Origin of the sequence: Actinomyces sp. ICM47 (assembly GCF_000278725.1) — a bacterium.
Taxonomy (GTDB): domain Bacteria; phylum Actinomycetota; class Actinomycetes; order Actinomycetales; family Actinomycetaceae; genus Pauljensenia.
The window spans coordinates 1-19,641 of the sequence record NZ_ALCA01000108.1 but is presented as its reverse complement, the minus strand read 5'-3'; the positions used below and the strand labels follow the sequence as shown (position 1 = coordinate 19,641).

The following is a 19,641-nucleotide window of genomic DNA, read 5'->3' as shown; positions in this document are numbered from 1 at the left end:
TTTCGTTCACCTGCTGAAAAGCCGAATCTACGGACGCGGCCTACTACTCAGCTTCGTCTTCCTCGGCGGAAACATCTGCCAAACCGACGAGGAAGCCGTCTTCGTCGATGACGTTGCCGCCCACGAGGGTCGCAATCAAGCCCGCAGCCTTCTCGACCTCCTGCGCCGAACGCAGACGCTCGCGGCGCGCGGTGCGGCTCATCGTGTTCGTGCCGGGCGTCGGGGCCAGGCCGGACAGCCAGCGAACCTGATACTCGATGATCGCGCCTGTCGTCCACGGCTCCCAGCGCAGCACGCGCGGGGGTGAGGGGACTGCGTGGACCTCGATCATCATGTCAGAGCGATTGCCAATCGGACACATGAGTGCGTAGCCGTCGACGACCTGCGGCTCGTTACGCTGGGCCTCCAGCTCCTCGCGGGCCTTCGCGATCTTCGAGGCAATATCCTCGCGGACAGGACCCAGCTCGGCCTTCAGCTTCTCGATCTGCGCGGCCTGCGCGGGGGTCAGCGCCGGGGCCTCGGGGACGATGTCGCGCGCGTCCTTCATCTGCTCAAACCCGGCGCGCTCACGCATCGCGGACAGCAGGTCCTCCGGGTTGATCCAACGCGGCGCGTACACCGTCAGGTTCACGGCCGAGTCCGCGTCGGGAACCATGACATAGCCGCTGCCGGACAGGCGCAAACCGCCCGCCAGGCGACGCGCCATGCGGCCCAGCGCCTCGAGCACGCGGTACTCCAGACCAACGGGCATGCCGTCGGGGAAAGCCTGCGCCCACTCCCCCATGACCGCGCTGGGTTTCTCCTCGGCACGCGAGACTGGGCAGCGCAAGATCCACGCATGCGTCAGCAGGGACGGGGTGCCCAGCTGCGCGCGCGTCGGCTGATCCAGGGACCACGGGCCCTCAAGCTCGGCATCCGACGACAGGTGCAGGCGACCGGGCGCGAGCCAGCCGGCGTCATCCCACATGGAGATCGCGAGGGCCTCCAGCTCGGCCGGATCCACGGCCTCCGACACGAGGAACAGGTGGTGACCCAGGGCTTCCTGCATGTCGATAACGCCTGCGGGTTCGCTAACCTCGATGGCGGCGGCAATCGGCACGGCAGCCTCCGCGCTGGTGATCTCGCCGTCTGCGGCAATCTGGAACGCCGGCTCCTGGGTGGTGCTCAGGCCGATCAAGGACACGTTCGTCTGCATGATCGGGCTGCCCGTCGCGGACGTAAGGACCGAGTCCGCCAGGCTGGAGTGGGCACTCGCCATGCGTTCCTTGAAGGAACGCCTGACCGGCGAGGGCGGGGGCGGCGCATCGTTCCGGTTCGTGACCTGGCCGGTACGCGGGGCCATGCCGGGCAGCACGACGCCCGTTATGACGCCCGTGCGCATCGTGGTGGCCCGCTGACCGGCGGGCGGGGGTAGTAGGCGCGGGGTCGGATCCGCGGGTTCAGGCAGAGGAGGTGCCGTCGGCGGCAGGTTCTCAGGTTCAGGCGGAGGCGTTACCGCCGATTCCAGTGCGAGAGGCGCGTCCTGTTCGGCCGCATCAGCTGCGGCAGCGCGCGCCGCACGCTCGGCGCGCCTGCGCGCGAGCCGGGACGGAAAGGGAGGGTGGGGAGACTCCATCATGTCACCGATCAATGCGTGTGCGAGTGAAGCGCTGGTGCGTCCGGGACGGCGTGGGGCCTCGCTGACCCTGATAGTGGGAGCCAGCGCCCTGCGAGCCGTAGGGATGCTCGGCCGGGGAAGACAGGTCGAAGAAGCACAGCTGCCCGATCTTCATGCCCGGGTAGAGCAGGATCGGCATCGTCGCCGCGTTGGACAACTCGAGGGTCACATGACCGGAGAAACCGGGGTCGATGAAGCCCGCGGTGGAGTGGGTGAGGAGGCCGAGGCGCCCCAGCGACGACTTGCCCTCAAGGCGCGCGGCGATGTCGTCGCCGAGGGTGACCAGCTCGTAGGTGGCACCCAGGACAAACTCGCCGGGGTGCAGGACGAAGGGCTGATCCGGCCCCACGTCGATACGTCGCGTCAGATCCGACTGATCCGCCGCAGGGTCGATCACCGAGTAGCGGTGATTATCGAAGAGACAAAAGAGGCGATCCAGCCGCACGTCAATACTGGCTGGCTGAACCAGGCCACGGTCCAGAGGATCGAGACGAATCCGGCCGGAATCCAGAGAGACGTTGATGTCGCGGTCACTGAGCAGCATGACTCGATTGTCGCACACTCAGCGCCGCGACAACAGCCTCAGCGGATCACTCCAGGGGACGGCCCTGCGCGTCGCAGCCGTAGGCACCGTAACGCATGATGATCATGATGAACTCAACGAAGGCCCAGATGCCCGTGACGAGCATACCGATGACGGTCAGGGACAGGATCAGCTGGATGATGCCCTTGGTGGTGTAGCCCAGGTAGAAGTTGTGGATACCGAAGATTCCGACGAAGAACGCCAGGAGCAGCGCGACGATCCACTGCTTGGGCGGGGTCGCGTAGGCACCCTGACCAAAGGCGGGCTGGCCGTAAGCAGGCTGGCCGTAAGCAGGCTGGCCATAGACGGGCTGCTGTGCACCCGGAGCAGCGTTGGCCTGGTCGTAACCGGGGGTCGAGGCCTGGGGGAAGCTGGGAGCATCCGGCGCGGGCACCGAGGTCTGGTCCTCCGAGTTGAAGGGGTTGGGCGTCGTCATAACTAAGCCTTTCGATTGTCGTGGGAAGTGACGGCTGCGGGCCGCACCCGCATAGCCTAGCGTGTCGACACCACTTTTCGTCATCCGCAGCGACCCCGAAAGACCCCCGATCGCGCCCCGAGCGTGCCCGCAAACGCGTTCCGACAAGCATTTTGGGACCGAGGGCCGCTCGTCCGCACCACGCGCTATACACCACAAAACAGCTCGGACACGCAGTGAGACGCTCGCGTACGGGGCGTCGCTGCACCCGGACAGAGAAACGTGAGGAGCACTAGATACACGTGTGGGACCCGGCATCAGCCGAGTCCCACACGGCGCTCACTTACGCGCCTGTTCAGATGCGCGCGAGTACGTCAGACGGTCGGAACGCCGTTCGCATCCCGTGCGTAGATCCACTTGCCCATGAAGGTCATGATCGCGCAGGCGAGCACGCAGCACGCCCAGATGAACATCAGGAAGAAAGCGAACGGATTCGCTTCGCTCAGCTCCCAGTCGAACGTCGCCAAGTAAAGCACGTTCAGGACCACGGTCACGGCGACCTTGATGAAACCGATCTGCTTGTGGCCAAGGAAGAAGTCGCCGGCACCAACACCGCCGAGGAAAAGGTTGAGAAGGCCCGCAGTCTTACGAGGCTTACCCAGCATGGGAGCGTTGAATCCGGGCTGACCGTAGCCGGGCTGGCCATAAGGCTGCTGACCGTATGCAGCCTGCTGACCGTAGCCGGGCTGGCCATAAGGCTGCTGCCCGTAGCCGGGCTGACTGTAGGGCTGCTGACCATAGCCGGCCTGCTGACCGTAAGGCTGCTGACCGTAGCCGGGCTGGCCATAAGGCTGCTGACCATAGCCGGCCTGCTGACCGTAACCGGGCTGCTGACCGTAAGGCTGCTGGCCATAGCCGGCCTGCTGACCGTTGGCCGCCTGCTGACCGTAACCGGCCTGCTGACCGTAAGGCTGCTGGCCATAGTCAGGCTGCTGCCCGTAAGGCTGCTGAGGAGTAGACATGACGTCTCCTGATAGTGAGGGAACCCTCGACAAAATGGGGGTAATTGAAAACAGGATCAGACTAGCGAACCTGTACTGTTTATACAACAGTCGCCATTTTCATGCTCCACATCACACTTCGTATATGTTAGAACGCGCTCATGGGGACTTTTTACCTACACTGACAGGGTGTTCACAAATCCAACGGCTGAGGCCTCGCAGGTACTCCTCCATGACCTTCCCCGCTGGTTCGCATCCAACAAACGCGACCTGCCCATGCGCGGCGATGACGTGTCCGATTGGGGAACACTCGTCTTCGAGATCATGAGCCAACAGACGCCCGTCGCGCGCGTTCAACCGATCTGGTTGGAGTGGATGGAGCGATGGCCAACACCCGGCGACCTAGCTGAGGCCTCCTCTGCGGATATCATTGTGGCCTGGGCGAATCTGGGCTATCCCTCACGCGCGCTGCGTCTCAAAAATTGTGCGGGCACCATCGTCGAGAAACACGGCGGTCAGGTGCCCCTCACTATGAAAGAGCTAACTCTCCTGCCCGGCGTGGGCACCTACACGGCCAGCGCCCTCCTGGCGTTCAGGCACGGAATCCGGGTCCCGGTCCTGGACACAAACGTTCGACGAGTGCTGGTCAGATTTCTCGATAGCCGGGAGTTTCCACCCCATTCGACCCCCTCGAAGGCAGAAACGCAGCGCGCGGACACGCTCCTCCCAACAGATGGACGTCTCGCCGCCGACGTCAGCTTGTCGCTCATGGAGTTCGGAGCCCTCGTGTGCACCCAGCTCTCCCCGGGCTGCGACACGTGCATCATGCGCACGCGCTGCGCCTGGGCACACGCCGGATTCCCGAAGGACGAGAAGCGCCCCACCCCCCAGCCCTACGCGGGCACCGACCGCCAGGCCCGCGGACGCATCATGAAGGCCCTACGCTCCGCCCACTTCGAAGGCACCGAAGGCCTCACGAAACGTCGCGTCCTCGACGCCGCACGCCTCGACGGCGGCGATCGCTACCAACCCGCCCGCGTCTACCGAGCCCTCCTCAAGGAAGGCATGATCATCTACAACGAAGACACGAAGCGCGTGACGCTGCCCCGCTGATTCTGGCACGAGGCCGACTCCCCACCGCGAACGCGCGCCGCCCCGGCGAGGAAGCCACGGCCTCGTCACTGAACCCTCAGTAGCGGATCGCGTCAATCGGCTTGATACGCACGGCCGCGAGCGCCGGGATGATGCCGCATAGAGCGCCGATACTCGTGGAGATGGCGACGCCCGCGACGGCTGCGCCGGCTGGGAACGCCGGTGTCTCGCTGAGCGCGATTCCTATTGTTTCGAGTGGCAAGAAGCGTACGACGACGACCGCGATCCCCACGCCGATGACGCCGGCGACGAAGGTTGCGACCACCGACTCCATGAAGACGGCGAAGAAGACGCGAGCGGCGGAGGCACCGACAGCGCGGCGAATACCGATTTCGCGCACGCGCTGACGTACGGTCACGATGGCGACGTTGAGCAGGCCGAGCGCGCCGAGGAAGATGATGATGCCACCGATAATCATGATGACGCGGGAGATTGTCCCCAGCTGTTCTTCGCCCGTGTCCTGGTGTTCGCCGCCGGTGACGCTCACGTGCCATCCGTCACCGAGGATCGAGGCTAGGGCTTGCGGCAGCACCGTGCGCGCCTCCTCGGCGTCCTCGGGGCTGACCCACGCGATCATTGTGGGCTGCCCCATCTGCGGCAGGGCGGCGCGCGCCGCGTCGTAGTGCACGTAGAGGGTCGGCATGTCGAAGCGGCTCTTCGCTTTCGTGACGCCGACGACGCGCAGCGCGGTGCCGTCGGTGGTGTGCAGGACGATGGGGACCTGGTCGATGGGTGCGCGGCCCAGCTGATCCCACAGGACCTCGGAGATGACGACGGGGGTCAGGCGCTGGTCCGCGTCGCTGTCGGTCACCCAGCGTCCGGCGAGCATGCGGGTCCGGAAAATCACCTCAAAGGAGGGGTCGACGGCCTGAATCGTGACGTCGTTGAACATGTCCTGTGTTTGCACCACCGGGTAGCCGCGGAATAATCCGGTGCTGCGCGCCTGGCAGACCTCGACGATCTCGCCGCCCGAGCTGGACAGGCGCGACCAGTAGTGGATGTCGTGGTGGCCCGCGAGCGTCGCCATCGCGTCGCTCACCGGATCCTTCTCGTCGGGTCGCGCGACGGTTGACGAGGCCTGGGTCCCTTCACCGGTTCCGGTTTCCTGGGCGGGGGCCTCGTTCGAGGGTCCTCCTTGGCTTGCTGATGATTTTTCCGGCGCGAGGCGCAGTGTCACCGAGCGTCCCTCGTAGAGTTCGGCCAATTCACGCGAGGATTGCAGGATCAGGTCGCCCAGAGCGATAACGACCGTCATGGCGGCCACTGCAGCGACTACTCCCACGAGGGAGAGGACCACGCGGGCTTTCTGGACTTTCACCTCGCCCCACGCTTCGATGAGGGCGCCCACGATCTGGCTCAGTGCGTTCACTGCTCACTCTCCCTTTGTCGAGCCGCTGCCCTACGGACGGCTCTCATCGTCTGACGTGCCGTCACACCCGTATCGTCAGGTGATCCCCCCGACGGCGGTGCCGGAACCTGCGCGGGAGGCGGCGGGGGTTGCGGACCAGCGGAGGCGGCGGAGGCCTCGTCCCAGGGGTTCCCGGGGATCCCGGCGCTTCCACCGGTCCCGGTGTTGTCGACACTGGAGTTCCCCGCCTCCGCGCGCTGCGTCAGGGTTCCAGGGTCCGTGACCTCGTGGAGGACGCCGTCGTAGAGTTCGTAGGCGCGCGAGGCGCGGGCGGCGACCGCCATGTCATGCGTGATGACGATGAGCGCTGAGTCGGATTCGCGGGCGACTTCCTCCAGGAGGGTCATGACCGCTCGGCCCGTGTCCGGGTCGAGCGCGCCCGTCGGCTCGTCGGCGAGGATCACGCGCGGGCGGCGCACGAGGGCACGGGCGATCGCGATGCGCTGCTGTTCGCCTCCGCTCATCTCCCCCGGGTGCGAGTCGGCGCGATCCGCCAGGCCCACACGTTCAAGCATGTCGAGGGCAATTGAGCGCCTGCACAGCAGTTGCGCGCCGGAGGCATACAGGAGGGGCACCTCGACGTTTTCGGCGGCCGTACGGGCGGCGAAAATGTTAAATTGCTGGAAGACGAAGCCGAAGTCCTCGCCGCGCATGCGAGCGCGACGCCCCTCGCCCAGGCGCGTCGTATCCACGCCGTCCAGCTCGTAGGTGCCTGACGTGGGAGCATCCAGCAGGCCAATGATGTTGAGCATCGTCGATTTGCCGGTACCCGAGCGGCCCACGATGGACACGTGCTCGCCCGCCGCGACGTCCAGGTTGACGCCGCGCAGGATGTGCAGGTCCTCGCCGTCAGGCAGGGTGACCGTGCGGGTCACGTCCCGCAGGTGCACGAGGCTCATCGCGCGCTCGTCCCGTCGGATGCGTCAGCGGCCCCATCCATGGCCCCGCCGCCCGTGTCACCCGAGCCGTAGGGGTCGTCCTGGTTATCCTTCGTCGCAGTCGGGGTGAATTCGAGGATTTCCTCGCCTTCCTCGAGTCCCTCCTTGACCTCGACCATCTTTCCGTCGGTCAAGCCCAGGGTGACCGAACGCTTCTCCGGGTTGGCCGGGTCGGAGGTCGGCAGGTAGACGGTGCCGGTCTGGTAGCGACCCTCAACCGCGGAGACCGGCACAGCGAGCACATCCGTCGCCGATCCCGTCGTCATCTCGAGGCTCACCTGCAGGCCCGCGAACACGGTCTGATCGGAGGGAATCGCGCAGCGGGCCTTCAGGTCCGTCGAGGCCGCAGCCGAGTTCTCGGAGGCACCCGAGTTTTTCGTGTCCTGCGTCTTGCTCGTGGGGCTGACAAGCGTGACGTCTGTGCACTCGAAGGGGGCCGGGCCGTTCTTGATGGTGACGGTCGCGGTGGAGGGTGCCTCCTGGAGGCGGTACATCTGGTCGGCGCTCAGGGCGGCGACGGCCGAGAACGTGGAGGGGGCGACCGAGGCAACCGTGTCGCCAATCGCGAACTGCTGTCCCACCAGGACGCTCGTGGACACCTTGCCGTCGCCGGGGGCGGCGACCGTCTCGTATTTGAAGGTAGGCTTCCCGGTCTCCATGGTGACGTCGCCGTCCTTATCGGTGACTTGGCGGGTTTCGCCCGGGATTTCCTTGCGGATCTGGATGAGGGCATCACCCTTGGCGACTGTGTCGCCGTCTTTGACATAGACGCGCACGACCTCGCCGTCAAGCGTCGCGCGAGCATTCACCGGCTCATCCGCCTGGATCGTGCCCGTCACGCTCACAGTGTTCGTAATGTCCGCGCGGCCCACAGAAATCGTCATCTGCCCGAAGGTTCCACCCGGGTCCATGCCGTCGCCCGTCTGTTCCTCCTGCGCGGCGGGGAAAAACGCGAACTTGACCAGGGACACCGCGATGATGACCCACGCGAGTGCCTTGACAATATTGAGCACCTGCGCGGTGCGGGTCTTACGTGCCACGTCCGTCTCCTTTAATGTTCGTTAATCGCCTTATTGTAAGGTGCACATCACAGCCAGAGCAATGGTTGATACTCATTCTCAGGTTGCTCCCCGCTGTGCGCTGGGGGCCACCCGGCGCATCGCCCCAGCTCTGCCTACGATGAGGGAACATCGACCGAGAGGATGCCATGATCCGCCGCGCCACACCCGCCGACGCCGACGCGCTATCCGCGCTCGCCCGCGAGTGCTTCACCCAGACCTTCGGGCACCTCTACGCGCCGGGCGATTTAACTGTCTTTCTCGACCAAGCCTACTCCCCCGCCGTCCTACGCTCCGAACTTCAAGATCCTCAGCGCGCGACCTGGCTCCTCTTCGAGGACGCAGTCGGTGGCTCGCCGTCACCGGACGAGGCCTCCTGCACGCCCGGCGATCTCGTTTCCTCCACCGGCCCCACCGTTCATATCCCAGGCGAGCACCCCAGCGCCCCCTGTTTCGGGGAGGAAGCCCCGGCCTCGTTCCCCGACAAACTCATCGGCTACGTGACCGCCTGCCCCGCACATCTGCCCCACCCCGACGTCGCACCCGGCGACGGTGAGGTCCAGCGCCTCTACATTCTGCGCAGATACCAGGGCGGCGGCCGCGGAACCCTCCTGCTGCGCACCGCGCTGGAGTGGCTCGAACGCGACGGGCCGCGCACCCTCTGGATCGGCGTGTGGAGCGAAAACTACGGGGCGCAGCGCTTCTACGCGCGCCACGGCTTCGAGATCGTCGGCGAGTACTCCTTCATGGTCGGCGTCCACGCCGACCGCGAGTTCATCACCCGCCGCCCGGCGAGCGCCTGACACCGACCGTCCTGCGTCTCAGGGGAGACAACCTGCAGATGCTAATGCCCCCCAGGGAAGACTGGGGGGCTGGCCGGAAGAAAGGAGATGCGATGATCACACACATCATCAGCACTCTGATTGCTCTTCCAGCTTCTATGGTAGCAGCATGTAAAAATGGGTCCCAAGGTTCACGCCTCGGGACCCATCGACGTCTGCTGGGACGCGGTCACTCAGCCTTGTCGGCCTCGGCGATCTTCGCGCGAACGTCATCCATGTCCAGGTTCTGAATCTGGGAGATCAGGTCCTCCAGGGCGGACAGCGGAAGCGCACCCGACTGGCGGAACACCGCGATGCCATCGCGGAAAGCCATCAGCGTCGGGATAGACGTGATCTGAGCGGCCATCGCAAGCTGCTGCTGATCATCCGTGTCGATCTTGCCGAACACGACGTCCGGATGCTTCTCGGAGGCCTCCTCGAAAACGGGGCCAAACTGGCGGCACGGGCCGCACCAGGTCGCCCAGAAATCAACCAGGACGATGCCGCCGGCGGACACAGTCTGCTCGAAGTTCTCCTGCGTCAGAGTAACGGTAGCCATGTTTCTCCTTGTGTCGCCGACACTCTGGTCGGCAGGTCAGTTGGGGCCGGACGACCCCTGTGTTCTGTCTGAATCAACGGACGCGGCGCGCCCACTATTCCCCGGAGGGGAGAGGCGAAGCGGTGACGTGACGCACGTTCTCCTCGGAGGCACCCAGGCCTCGCAAAATAAAGGTCTCCACCAGCGCCAGCGCCGACTCACGGTGCGCCGCATCCGCCGGGAGGCGCTGACCCGCCAGCGTCGCATGAATGAGATGAACCGCGCCCAGCGTATTCTGCTGCGCGATCAAGTGACGCTCCATGGCCTCGTCGAGGATCTCAATGAGGACCTCGCCCACCATACCCGCGTGATCGTGCAGGTGCGAGGCACCCCGACCCGACATCTGCCGACGCAGGCCCATGCCAGCCTTCACGTGGTAGCGGCTGATCATCTGCAGATGCGCGCGAATGTAGAGGCGCAGGCGCATGAGCGGGTCAGGCTCGGCCTCGAGGCGCGCGGTGAGCACCCGCGTGAACTCCTCGGTGACCTGGCGCATGTAGGCGAGCAACAGCACTTCCTTGTCCGCGAAGTGGTTGTACACCGCCGTGCGACCCACGCCGGCGCGCTCAGCAATCTGACTCATCGTGATGGATTCGAAGGCCTGCTCGGCCATGAGAGACCCGAGCGCATCGAACAGGCGGGTGCGCGTCAGCTCGCGGTGGGAGGCGAGGGACTCGCCAATAATCTTCGGCATGCGCTTATTCTGACATCCGGTCCCCATGTGTCGTCAAATGGTGGCGGGCACCATTCCCACGCCGCGGAAGCAACGCACGCTTTATCACTCGCCCTCTCAGCGCACCCAACACAGCTCACGCGCACTCACGTCGGCCACCCACTCCCCGCCGACGCGCGACGTGTCACCGGCTGCAGCGCGCAGCCACGGCCTCGACAATAGGAAGGTCCGCGACGATCCAGGGCAGGTCCCCCAACTCGGAGATCGGCACCCAGCACGCCTCCAGGTGCGAGGTACCAGCGCGCGGAGTCGGCGAACTGGGCGCAACCTCCGCGAGCCACACGCCCATGACCCGCCCACCCAGAACCGGCCACCACAGGCCGCCGTCCGGGCAGACGCGCTCCCCCACCCGCAGGTGCGCGCCGAGTTCCTCCGCAATCTCACGCTCGAGCGCCGCCGCCGCGTCCTCACCTTCTTCGATCTTGCCGCCGGGCAGCTCGAACTGGCCGCGTAGCTCCTGCGGGTACGCGCGCGAGCACGCGAGCAGCACGGTCGGGTGCTCCAGGGAATCGACGATGGCTGCGGCCACCACGGGACGAGGCATGGGTCCTCCAATCGGTCAAGCGATCCTCAGTGTATCCGCGGTCGACACACGCAACAGAACCGGAAGCGTCTCGGAGCGGACCGCGAGGCGTGAGCTGCGGCAGGAGCGGTGAGCGCTGCCGTCTCCGCGCTGGATCGGCGTGCGCGCATGGGCGGATGCGGCCTTGTTGCCGAGAGCAGCGCGACAACCGCCATCGCGCAACCCACAGCGTCGCGAGCGCAGCACTGTGTGCGAGACGCCGGTTGCGTGCCCGTCCATCGTGACGCTATGATCGACAGGTCGATTCCTTCGGGACGATGAATTGCGGGCGTAGTTCATCGGTAGAATGGAAGCTTCCCAAGCTTCAGAGGCGGGTTCGATTCCCGTCGCCCGCTCCGTTTTCCGCCTGGCCGCGCGCCGGGCGGTTTTGTTATGCCCCGCGGCGGATGCGGATGCGGATGCGGATAGGTTACCGCCACGCGGATAGGTTATGACGATGTGGATAGGTTAATAAGCTATCCGGATGCTCATAACCTATCCGTGAAGTAACAACCTATCCGCGCACGCAGGCAAGGGTGCAACGACGCCGCCGGTGTGGAGGGTGCCGGAGGGCAGCGGCAGGGCCTGGCCGGGCTTTGAGACGACGCGCCCAGCCACCGATCAGCCACCATGCGCCACTGTTGTGGAGGGCGCCGGAGGGTCCGGAGGGCACGGGCGGGCTTCGAGATCGACCGCTCCGAGCGAAGCTCGCGTGCGGCGATCTCGCGGGCGGCCGGACCCGACGGCGCCCGCAACACCAGCGTCACCACAAGCAGCCACGCAACGCAAACGCACGGCAGCCCGTCAGGGCCGCCGCGCGTTCACGCAACTAGTTCGTACTCGACACCGTCGAGAGGTCGAGCATTCAGCGCAGTCGCGCAGCCACGACCTCGGCGACCTGGACCGCGTTGAGGGCAGCGCCCTTGCGCAGGTTGTCGCCGGAGACGACCAGGATGAGGCCGCGCTTGCCGTCAACCGCCTGATCCTGGCGGATGCGGCCCACGAGGACTTCGTCGCGGCCGGCGGCCTCGAGCGGGGTGGGGACGTCGACGACGCGCACGCCGGGGGCGTCAGCCAGCAGGGCGCGTGCCTGGTCGGGCGTGATATCACCGGCGAACTCGGCGTGGATGGTCAGGGTGTGGCCCGTGTAGACGGGGACGCGCACGCAGGTGCCGGACACGGCCAGGTCGGGGGTGTGCAGGATGCGGCGCGACTCGTTGCGCAGCTTCTGCTCCTCGTCGGTTTCCTCGCTTCCGTCGTCGACGATGGAGCCGGCGAGCGGCACGACGTCGAAGGCGATGGGTGCAACGTACACGCCTGGTTCGGGCAGGGTGACGGCGCGGCCGTCGAGGGCGAGGGCCGGAAGGTCTTGCTTGACGCCGGCTTCGATCTGGCTGGTCAGCTCGGCGACGCCGGCGCGGCCCGACCCGGAGACGGCCTGGTAGGAGGACACGAAGAGGCGCTTGATGCCGCCGACGGCCTCGACGAGGGGCTTGAGGACGGGCATGGCGGCCATGGTCGTGCAGTTGGGGTTCGCGATGATGCCCTTGGGGCGGTTGTCGACGTCGTCGGGGTTGACCTCGGAGACGACGAGCGGTACCTCGGGGTCCTTGCGCCACGCGGAGGAGTTGTCGACGACGACCGCGCCGGCGGCCGCGAACTTGGGGGCGTACTCGCGCGAGGCGGTGGCACCCGCGGAGAACACGGCGATGTCAATGCCCGAGTAGTCGGCGGTCGCCACATCTTCGACGACGATGTCCTGTCCCTTCCATGGCAGGGTCGTGCCCGCCGAGCGAGCGGACGAGAAGAAACGAATCGTCTCGACCGGGAAACCTCGCTCCTCCAGCAGGGTGCGCATGACTCGGCCGACCTGGCCGGTGGCACCGACGACGGCAACATTGAAACCACTCATGGTGTTCTCCTTGTGTTGGTGCGCGCGCCCATACGACGGGGCGAACGCTGGGTGAAATCTATGGGGACGAGGCCGACCATGCTCACTGGGAGCGCCGGAACCGCGCAGAAACTGCGTGGCCGGCCCGGGCCTCGTCGTTGAACGATCAGCGGCCGGTGCCGCCGTAGACGACGGCCTCGGTTTCGGAGGCGTCGAGGCCGAAGGCGGTGTGGACTGCCTTCACGGCGCGGTCGAGGTCGTCGAGGCGGGTGACGACGGAGATGCGAATCTCGGAGGTGGAGATCAGGTCGATGTTGATGCCCGCGTCGGACAGGGCGGAGAAGAGGCGCGCGGAGACGCCGGGGTTGGTGCGCATGCCGACGCCGACGAGGCTGAGCTTGCCGATGTTGGGGTTGTAGCGCAGCTCGTTGAAGCCGATTTCGTCGCGGTGGGCCTCGAGGGCATCGAGGGCCTTCTGCGCGTCGCCTTCGGGCAGGGTGAAGGTGATGTTGGCCTTCGTGGGGTCAGAGATCGGCAGGTTCTGGACGATCATGTCGATGTTGGCGCCGACCTCGGCGACGACGGCGAAGACGCGGGCGGCGACGCCGGGGCTGTTCGGCACGTCGGTGACGGTGATCTTGTCCTGCGAGCGGTCGTGAGCGATGCCGGAGATGACGGGCTTTTCCATGGCGTTTTCCTCTGGGGACTTCAGGGCGGCGTCGGGCACGAGGCCCTTGAGTTCGGGGTTTGCGGGGGCGTCGGAGATCCAGGTGCCGTTCTTTTCGGAGAACGAGGAGCGCACGTGGAGGGGGACCCCGTAGCGGCGGGCGAATTCGACGGCCCGCAGGTGGAGGATCTTGGCACCGTGAGCGGCCATTTCCAGGGTTTCTTCCTGGGTGAGGGTGCGCAGGCGGTGGGCCTTGGGGACGATGCGCGGGTCGGCGGAGAAGAGGCCGTCGACGTCCGTGTAGATTTCGCACACGTCGGCGTGGAGGGCTGCGGCGAGGGCGACGGCGGTTGTGTCGGAGCCGCCGCGGCCGAGCGTTGTCACGTCGTCGTCCTTGGAGATGCCTTGGAATCCGGCGACGATGGCGACCTGGCCGTCTTTGACGGCGCGGGCGACACGCTCGGGGACCATGCCGATAATCTGGGCGGCACCGAAGTGGCTGTCGGTCTTAATGCCGGCCTGCGCGCCGGTGTAGGCGCGGGCCTCGACGCCTAGTTCGTTGACGGCCATGGCCAGCAGCGCCATGGAGATGCGCTCGCCTGCGGACAGGAGGATGTCCATTTCACGCTCGGGCGGGTTGTCCGTGAGGGCGGCCGCCGAGTCGAGTAGGTCGTCCGTCGTGTCGCCCATGGCCGATACGACCACGACGACGCGGTGTCCCGCGTTGTGCGTGTCCACGATGCGCTGGGCGACGCGCTTTATGGCTTCGGTGTCGGCGACGGAAGAACCGCCGTACTTTTGCACGATCAGTGCCACTGGACCCTCATTTCTGTCGGTATATGCAGGTCTGCACGTATTCGGGTGGCGCACGCCACCGTGTCAATCCTACGGTGCTCGCGCGTTCCCGCTGGGAACTTCCGGTATATGAACGGGTAAACGGGGGTGACATTGAACGCGCGACTGCGAGCGGGGACACACAATGGACGAGGTCGGGGCCAGTCAGGTGGTCCGATTCCGTCTCGCGGGACCTCAGAAAGCGGCACGAGGCCGGGGCACGCCGGGCGGTACACACCCACTCGTGCTCACTTTACGCCGCGGGCAGTGTCACGTCGATGACAGTTCCCTTCTCGCTGTCAACCAGCCGCACCGACCCGCCCATGGCGCGCGCCAAGGACTCGACAATCGACATGCCCAAACCCGACGAGCCGCGCCCGTCGCGCGTGCGCGAGGAGTCACCGCGCACGAAACGGTCGAACACACGGTCGCGAATGTCAGCCGGGATGCCGGGCCCGTCATCGGCCACACGGATCGTGATCATCGACGAGGCCTGGGCACCCGTCGCACTCCCCCCTCCCTTCGCGGGACCGCGGGGAGCAGCGGAGGCGGCCACGGCCTCGTCCCTGCTCCGGAGGACAGAGACGACGACGCGCGTGCCCGCGGGCGTGTGGACACGAGCGTTGGCCAGGAGGTTCGTGAGGATCTGACGCAGGGCGGACTCGTCGCCGAGGACTGGGGCATCCACAGCTTCCCCGAGCTCCCACGCATGGTCGGGGGCGACCACGTGCGCGTCGGACAGAGCGTCCAGAATCACGGGGATGACGTCGACGCGATCACACGTGAGAGCTCGGTTGCCGTCCAGTCGAGCGAGCGTCAGCATCTCCTCCACGAGGGAGGCCATGCGCGCCCCCTCCGAAGAGATGCGCTCGAGCGCCTGAGTGCGGGAAGCCTCGCCAATATCGCGGCGCGCGAGCTGCGCGTATCCCTGAACCGACGCGAGCGGCGTACGCAACTCATGCGAGGCGTCGGCGACAAACTGACGGACCTTCGCCTCGCTGCGGGCGCGGCGTTCCATACCGTCCTCGACGGCGTCGATCATCGAGTTGAGGGCACCCGCGACATCCGCGACCTCGACGGGGCCGGCGGTCGTTTCCTCGCCGACCCGCGTCAAGTTTCCCGATTCATCGGCGAGGTCACGGCTCGCGATATCCGCAGCCGCCGCACGCACGACGCCGAGCGGGCGCAGCTCGCGGCGCACCCACGCGCGCCCTGCGAACCCAGCCGCAATCGCGACGACGAGGGACAGACCTATCTCAACCCCGACGAGCATCAAGACCACATCATCAATGCTGTCCATCGGGATGCCGACGAGCACGGTCTTCCCCTCGACCACGCGCGCGGTCACACGGAACGTTCCCATTCCCTTCAGGCGCACGGTGTGCATACCCCCATCCGCGGGGACAGCAGCCAGAATCGCCAGAGCCGGCGCATTCAGGTAGGTCACCGAAAAGTTCGAAACGACCGCGCCGGCCGCCTCGCCGTCCTCGCTCACGTACTGAAGGGTGCCCTCGGCGATGCCGGCGCCGCCGAACCCGTGTCCCTTAGGCCCACCAGGAACTAGCGGCCCGCCGGGACGAGGAGCGCGGCCGCTCGACTGCAGGGTCGTGCGGGCACCGTCATCGTCGGAATCGTCGTCGGAATCGTCGTCGGATTCCTCGTTGGAATCATCGTCCGTATCCACCTCGTCGTCCGGCGCATCCTCGACGTCCAGGCGCTCACCGGCGCGCTGCGAGAGACGATGCAGTTCGGAGTCCATATTGGCCAGCATCCAGGAGCGCATGACCAGCGTGGACGCCACCACCATGACAATGAGCGCGAGCGCAACGCACGCGGCGAGCGCGCGCGACAGCCGCCCGGCCAAGGAAGGACGCCTCGTCACTGGGGTTCCCGCAGGATGTAGCCGGCACCTCGAACCGTGCGAATGAGGGCCGGGCGATCCGCGTCAATCTTCTTACGCAGGTAGGAGATGTAGAGTTCGACGACGTTCACCTGGCCGCCGAAGTCGTAGCTCCACACGGCATCCAGGATCTTCTGCTTCGATAGGAGAATTCCAACGTTTTCCATCAGATACCGGAGCAATTCGAACTCAGTGTTCGTTAACGTGATCTCTTCCCCGCCGCGACGCACGTCATGGGAGTCCACATCCAGGGTCAAGTCCGCGACCTGCAGCACCGCTGACACCGTCTGCTGGGTGCGTCCCGCGCGGCGCAGCAGGGCCTCCACGCGGGCAGCCACCTCGTCCAAGTCGAAGGGCTTCGTCACGTAGTCGTCCGCGCCAGCGCGCAACCCCTGCACGCGATCAGCGACCGCGTCACGCGCAGTGAGGAAGAGGACCGGCAGCTCCGGATCACGAGCGCGCAGACGCGCCAGCGTCTCCAGTCCGTCCATGCGCGGCATCTGTACGTCCAGGATCACGATGTCCGGGTGGAAGCTCGACGCCTTCGCCAGCGCATCCAGCCCGTCCTTAGCCGTGGCCGTCTCCCAACCCTCGTGCCGCAGGGCCTGCGCGAGCAAGTCCGCCAGCATCGCCTCGTCGTCAACAACGAGCACACGGGGCACCCCGCCATTCGCCTGGGTCACCATCATGGCCTCCTCGTCTTCTCGCAGCGCGGTACCTACGATTGTGTCACACGTGCGTCACCGTGAGCAGAACACACGGCCTGGGAGGCGACAAACAGGGCAGGTCACGGGCATCGCTGCGCTGCGCTCCGTCGCCCGGGAGACTGCTCCCCCCTGCGCGCAGCGTGAGCGTGAGGCAGCTCCGGCCTCGTCGACAACGGATCAGAGGCGGCGACGCCCCTCAAGCGCGCGGCCCAGCGTCACCGAGTCCGCGTACTCCAGGTCGCCGCCCATGGGCAGGCCCATCGCCAGGCGCGAGGTCTCGACGCCCATCGTGGAGAGCATGCGCGCGAGGTAGGCGGCCGTCGCCTCGCCCTCGACGTTCGGGTTGGTCGCCAGGATGACCTCGGTGACCGTCCCGTCGGCGAGGCGGCTCATGAGCGAGGCGATGTTCAGCTGGTCCGGCCCCACCCCGTGGATCGGGTCGATGACGCCTCCGAGGACGTGGTAGCGCCCGCGGAAGACGCGTGCTCCCTCGATCGCCTGGATGTCCTTCGGTTCCTGGACGACGCAGATCGCGCTGGGGTCGCGGCGCGCGTCGCGGCAGATGGAGCACTGGTCCTCTTCCGTGAGATTGCCGCATATGTCGCAGTGGCGCACGCGCCCGCGCACGGCGTTGATCGCGTCAACGAGGCGCGCGACCTCATCGGGCTCCGCGTCCAGGACGTGCATGGCCATGCGCTGCGCGGACTTCGGGCCGATGCCGGGCAGTTGTCCGAACTGGTCGATGAGGTCGGCCAGGGCACCGTCGTACATGTCAGTATCCTCCCTCGGTCATCTTCTCTTCGATGACCCGTCCGCCGAGGATCTCCAGGACCGCAGCCAGGCCGATCGTCTGCGAGTGTTCAATGTTTTCGTCGTCGATGCTGGCGCTGTCGTCGTCGGCCGCGTGAGTGCGGGTCGAGGCGACGGTGGCTTCGCACTGGGCCTTCTCGCGCAGGGCGGCCTCGGCGGCGGCGCGGCCGGTGAGGGGGTTACCGGGACTCGCTTGGGCGGGCACGTCGGCGTCGGCAACCTGAGAATCCGGGGCAGCCGGGCGCATCGGCTCGGGCGCGGCTGCCAGCCACGAGGGGGGCTGCGGGGCAGCGGCCTGCTCAGCGGGTTCCTGCGGGGCCTGCGGTGACCAGTCCTGCGACGCCCACCCTGACGCGTCGGCTCCCTGCGCCGCCCATTCCTGCGGGGATACCTCCTGTTGGGCAGTGTCTTGCGAGGTCGGGGTAGCGCTGTGCGTCGGTTCCTCCGGCGGCGTCCACTGATCCGCGCCGTCGTCGAAGGAGACGGGCGCGCCTCCGGGGGTCGCAGCCGGGTCGCCCCACCCCGTCGGCGTGGCCGACGCGTAGGCAGCGGACTCGATGGGCGCATCGTCAAAGACGGGGGACGAGGCCGGGGCCGCGCTGTCAGCCTGCGCGGGTGCGACCGACGCTTCGTCAGCGGGGTCCGGGTCGCCAGGGTAGGTGAAGACCGTGAAGGAGTGCTTGCGTGGCGCGACCGGTGCTGTCGTCGTGGCACTCGGGTGTTCGTCGCGGGTGGGGGCCTTCGCACTCGCCTGGGCGAGGGCTCGGGCGGCTCTCTCGGGCAACGCTGGTCGCTCGGGCGCAGCAGGCTTCTCGTGCGTTGACGCGCTCTCGTACGAGGCGGGTTCACCAAACGTGTCGGGCGCGTCCTGCCAGTGTTGTTCTTCTGCGCGCGGTGTCTCTCGGCGCAGGGGGATCACCGCCGCGGTCGCCGGCCAGGCCGACTCCTCCGGCGTGCGTTCCGGCGCACGTTCCGGCGTGCGCTCGTGCGTGCGAGCAGGTTCGGGTGCTCGCGCGGGTTCGGGCCACCCGCCGTCATTGTCGGGCGCGGGGTCCTCGTGGTATGCCGCCTGCGCGGCGGCCTCGTCAAAAGGGGGCGGCTCCGAGACCCATCCTCCGCGCTGGGGCTGACGCGGTTGACCGCCCGAGCGCGATGCCTGCGCCGACGGACCCGTCGTTGCCGGGCCACCCGAGGCCTGCCCCACCTGCGCGGACACGGTAACGGTCAGACCGGTGACCTCGCGGACGGCCTTCTCGACGTCAGCAGCGCGGGAGCCGCGCGAGAATGCGTTAACCATGGCCTCGACGGGAAATAGCAGCACCACGGCGGAGCCATCCACGGCTCCGAGCTGCGCGTTGCCGCCGACCATCGACCAGGTGACGCGGCTGATCGAGGACAGTCGTTCGACGACCTCGTTCCATCGTCCGCGCAGCATGTCGGCCTCGCGGCCTCCGGGGGTCAGGGAGGCCGAAGTGTCGCGGTGCGCTCGCTCCTGGTCGTGAGCTTCCCGGCGCACCGGTTCGTGACTGCGCGCGTCGGGTCGCGGCTGGGCGGGGCGCTGCGCGGGGGCCTCGCGGCCTTCGGGGACCTCAGGACGGCCCTGCTGGCGCGTCGCCTGGCCGCCCGAATGCTGCGCCGGAGCGCGTTCGCCCTGGCGTGCGCCACCCTGCTGATCGTAGCGCTCGCTGCGACCCCACTCGTGCTGGTCGCTTGAGGACCGCTCGCCGCGCTCGCGAGCGGACCGCTCGTTCGCGGGGTGCTCAGCTCGATCACCTACGGGGCGCTCGCCGCGCCCCCCTGAGAGTCGCTCCCCCGGCGCGTGCTGCGCGGGTTCCTGAGAGGCCTCGGACGAACGAGGCGCAGGACTCGCGGAACCCCAATCGGGGCCGCTCCCCCACGCGGGCAT

Annotated in this window: 17 protein-coding genes, 1 tRNA gene and 1 pseudogene; 3 read left to right on the top strand and 16 right to left on the bottom strand. The window is 67.0% G+C overall.

From position 1 onward, the window contains the following. Positions 1 to 43: 43 nt before the first annotated feature. The 4 genes from HMPREF1136_RS07660 to HMPREF1136_RS11505 all read right to left on the bottom strand — a co-directional run bounded on the left by HMPREF1136_RS07660 (position 44) and on the right by HMPREF1136_RS11505 (position 3,320). Positions 44 to 1,618 (bottom strand): hypothetical protein, encoded by a 1,575-nt coding sequence (locus tag HMPREF1136_RS07660; RefSeq protein WP_232204194.1) that lies wholly within the window; start codon positions 1,616 to 1,618, stop codon positions 44 to 46. Position 1,619: 1 nt separating this feature from the next. Then, the gene (gene dcd / locus HMPREF1136_RS07655) at positions 1,620 to 2,201 is read right to left on the bottom strand and encodes a dCTP deaminase (RefSeq protein WP_009648761.1); all 582 of its coding nucleotides are present in this window, start codon (positions 2,199 to 2,201) and stop codon (positions 1,620 to 1,622) included. 46 nt (positions 2,202 to 2,247) lie between these two features. Continuing rightward, positions 2,248 to 2,676, bottom strand: a complete 429-nt coding sequence (locus tag HMPREF1136_RS07650) for a TM2 domain-containing protein (protein WP_009648763.1) — start codon at positions 2,674 to 2,676, stop codon at positions 2,248 to 2,250. A 353-nt stretch (positions 2,677 to 3,029) separates the two neighbouring features. After that, positions 3,030 to 3,320, bottom strand: a complete 291-nt coding sequence (locus HMPREF1136_RS11505) for a hypothetical protein (RefSeq protein ID WP_083836271.1) — start codon at positions 3,318 to 3,320, stop codon at positions 3,030 to 3,032. Between the two features lie 612 nt (positions 3,321 to 3,932). Here HMPREF1136_RS11505 and HMPREF1136_RS07635 point away from each other — a divergent pair. Beyond that, entirely contained in the window at positions 3,933 to 4,769 is an 837-nt protein-coding gene (locus tag HMPREF1136_RS07635) for a base excision DNA repair protein (protein ID WP_034505388.1), read from the top strand. 76 nt (positions 4,770 to 4,845) lie between these two features. Here the strand turns inward: HMPREF1136_RS07635 and HMPREF1136_RS07630 are convergent, their stop codons facing one another. From HMPREF1136_RS07630 to HMPREF1136_RS07620, 3 genes are read right to left on the bottom strand one after another with little or no spacing between them, the layout of a single operon-like run. Continuing rightward, positions 4,846 to 6,177 (bottom strand): ABC transporter permease, encoded by a 1,332-nt coding sequence (locus tag HMPREF1136_RS07630; protein WP_009648759.1) that lies wholly within the window; start codon positions 6,175 to 6,177, stop codon positions 4,846 to 4,848. After that, on the bottom strand, positions 6,174 to 7,115 hold the full coding sequence (locus HMPREF1136_RS07625; protein ID WP_009648765.1) for an ABC transporter ATP-binding protein: 942 nt from the start codon (positions 7,113 to 7,115) through the stop codon (positions 6,174 to 6,176). The genes HMPREF1136_RS07630 and HMPREF1136_RS07625 overlap by 4 nt, the downstream gene beginning before the upstream one ends. Next, the gene (locus HMPREF1136_RS07620) at positions 7,112 to 8,194 is read right to left on the bottom strand and encodes a biotin/lipoyl-binding protein (protein ID WP_009648764.1); all 1,083 of its coding nucleotides are present in this window, start codon (positions 8,192 to 8,194) and stop codon (positions 7,112 to 7,114) included. The genes HMPREF1136_RS07625 and HMPREF1136_RS07620 overlap by 4 nt, the downstream gene beginning before the upstream one ends. A gap of 167 nt (positions 8,195 to 8,361) precedes the next feature. Between HMPREF1136_RS07620 and HMPREF1136_RS07615 the strand changes: the two genes are divergently transcribed. Then, complete coding sequence (locus HMPREF1136_RS07615) at positions 8,362 to 9,015, top strand: GNAT family N-acetyltransferase (protein WP_009648760.1); 654 nt, start codon at positions 8,362 to 8,364, stop codon at positions 9,013 to 9,015. Between the two features lie 208 nt (positions 9,016 to 9,223). Here HMPREF1136_RS07615 and trxA read toward each other — a convergent pair whose 3' ends face one another. From trxA to HMPREF1136_RS07600, 3 genes are all read right to left on the bottom strand, one after another. After that, complete coding sequence (gene trxA, locus HMPREF1136_RS07610) at positions 9,224 to 9,592, bottom strand: thioredoxin (protein ID WP_009648778.1); 369 nt, start codon at positions 9,590 to 9,592, stop codon at positions 9,224 to 9,226. 94 nt (positions 9,593 to 9,686) lie between these two features. Then, entirely contained in the window at positions 9,687 to 10,325 is a 639-nt protein-coding gene (locus HMPREF1136_RS07605; RefSeq protein WP_009648767.1) for a TetR/AcrR family transcriptional regulator, read from the bottom strand. Between the two features lie 163 nt (positions 10,326 to 10,488). Further along, a complete protein-coding gene (locus HMPREF1136_RS07600) occupies positions 10,489 to 10,908 on the bottom strand; it encodes an NUDIX domain-containing protein (RefSeq protein WP_009648772.1) in 420 nt (139 codons plus the stop codon). Positions 10,909 to 11,211: 303 nt separating this feature from the next. Here HMPREF1136_RS07600 and HMPREF1136_RS07595 point away from each other — a divergent pair. After that, positions 11,212 to 11,282 (top strand) — tRNA-Gly (locus tag HMPREF1136_RS07595). A gap of 509 nt (positions 11,283 to 11,791) precedes the next feature. Here HMPREF1136_RS07595 and HMPREF1136_RS07590 read toward each other — a convergent pair. The 6 genes and pseudogenes from HMPREF1136_RS07590 to HMPREF1136_RS11060 all read right to left on the bottom strand — a co-directional run. Beyond that, positions 11,792 to 12,838 (bottom strand): aspartate-semialdehyde dehydrogenase, encoded by a 1,047-nt coding sequence (locus HMPREF1136_RS07590; RefSeq protein WP_009648775.1) that lies wholly within the window; start codon positions 12,836 to 12,838, stop codon positions 11,792 to 11,794. Between the two features lie 145 nt (positions 12,839 to 12,983). Further along, the gene (locus HMPREF1136_RS07585; RefSeq protein ID WP_009648766.1) at positions 12,984 to 14,300 is read right to left on the bottom strand and encodes an aspartate kinase; all 1,317 of its coding nucleotides are present in this window, start codon (positions 14,298 to 14,300) and stop codon (positions 12,984 to 12,986) included. A gap of 271 nt (positions 14,301 to 14,571) precedes the next feature. Continuing rightward, complete coding sequence (locus HMPREF1136_RS07580) at positions 14,572 to 16,200, bottom strand: sensor histidine kinase (RefSeq protein ID WP_009648770.1); 1,629 nt, start codon at positions 16,198 to 16,200, stop codon at positions 14,572 to 14,574. Beyond that, complete coding sequence (locus tag HMPREF1136_RS07575; RefSeq protein ID WP_009648779.1) at positions 16,197 to 16,907, bottom strand: response regulator transcription factor; 711 nt, start codon at positions 16,905 to 16,907, stop codon at positions 16,197 to 16,199. The genes HMPREF1136_RS07580 and HMPREF1136_RS07575 overlap by 4 nt, the downstream gene beginning before the upstream one ends. 195 nt (positions 16,908 to 17,102) lie before the next feature. Further along, positions 17,103 to 17,696 (bottom strand): recombination mediator RecR, encoded by a 594-nt coding sequence (gene recR, locus HMPREF1136_RS07570; protein WP_009648776.1) that lies wholly within the window; start codon positions 17,694 to 17,696, stop codon positions 17,103 to 17,105. Position 17,697: 1 nt separating this feature from the next. Continuing rightward, a pseudogene (locus tag HMPREF1136_RS11060) lies at positions 17,698 to 19,641 on the bottom strand (DNA polymerase III subunit gamma/tau); the annotation flags it as partial.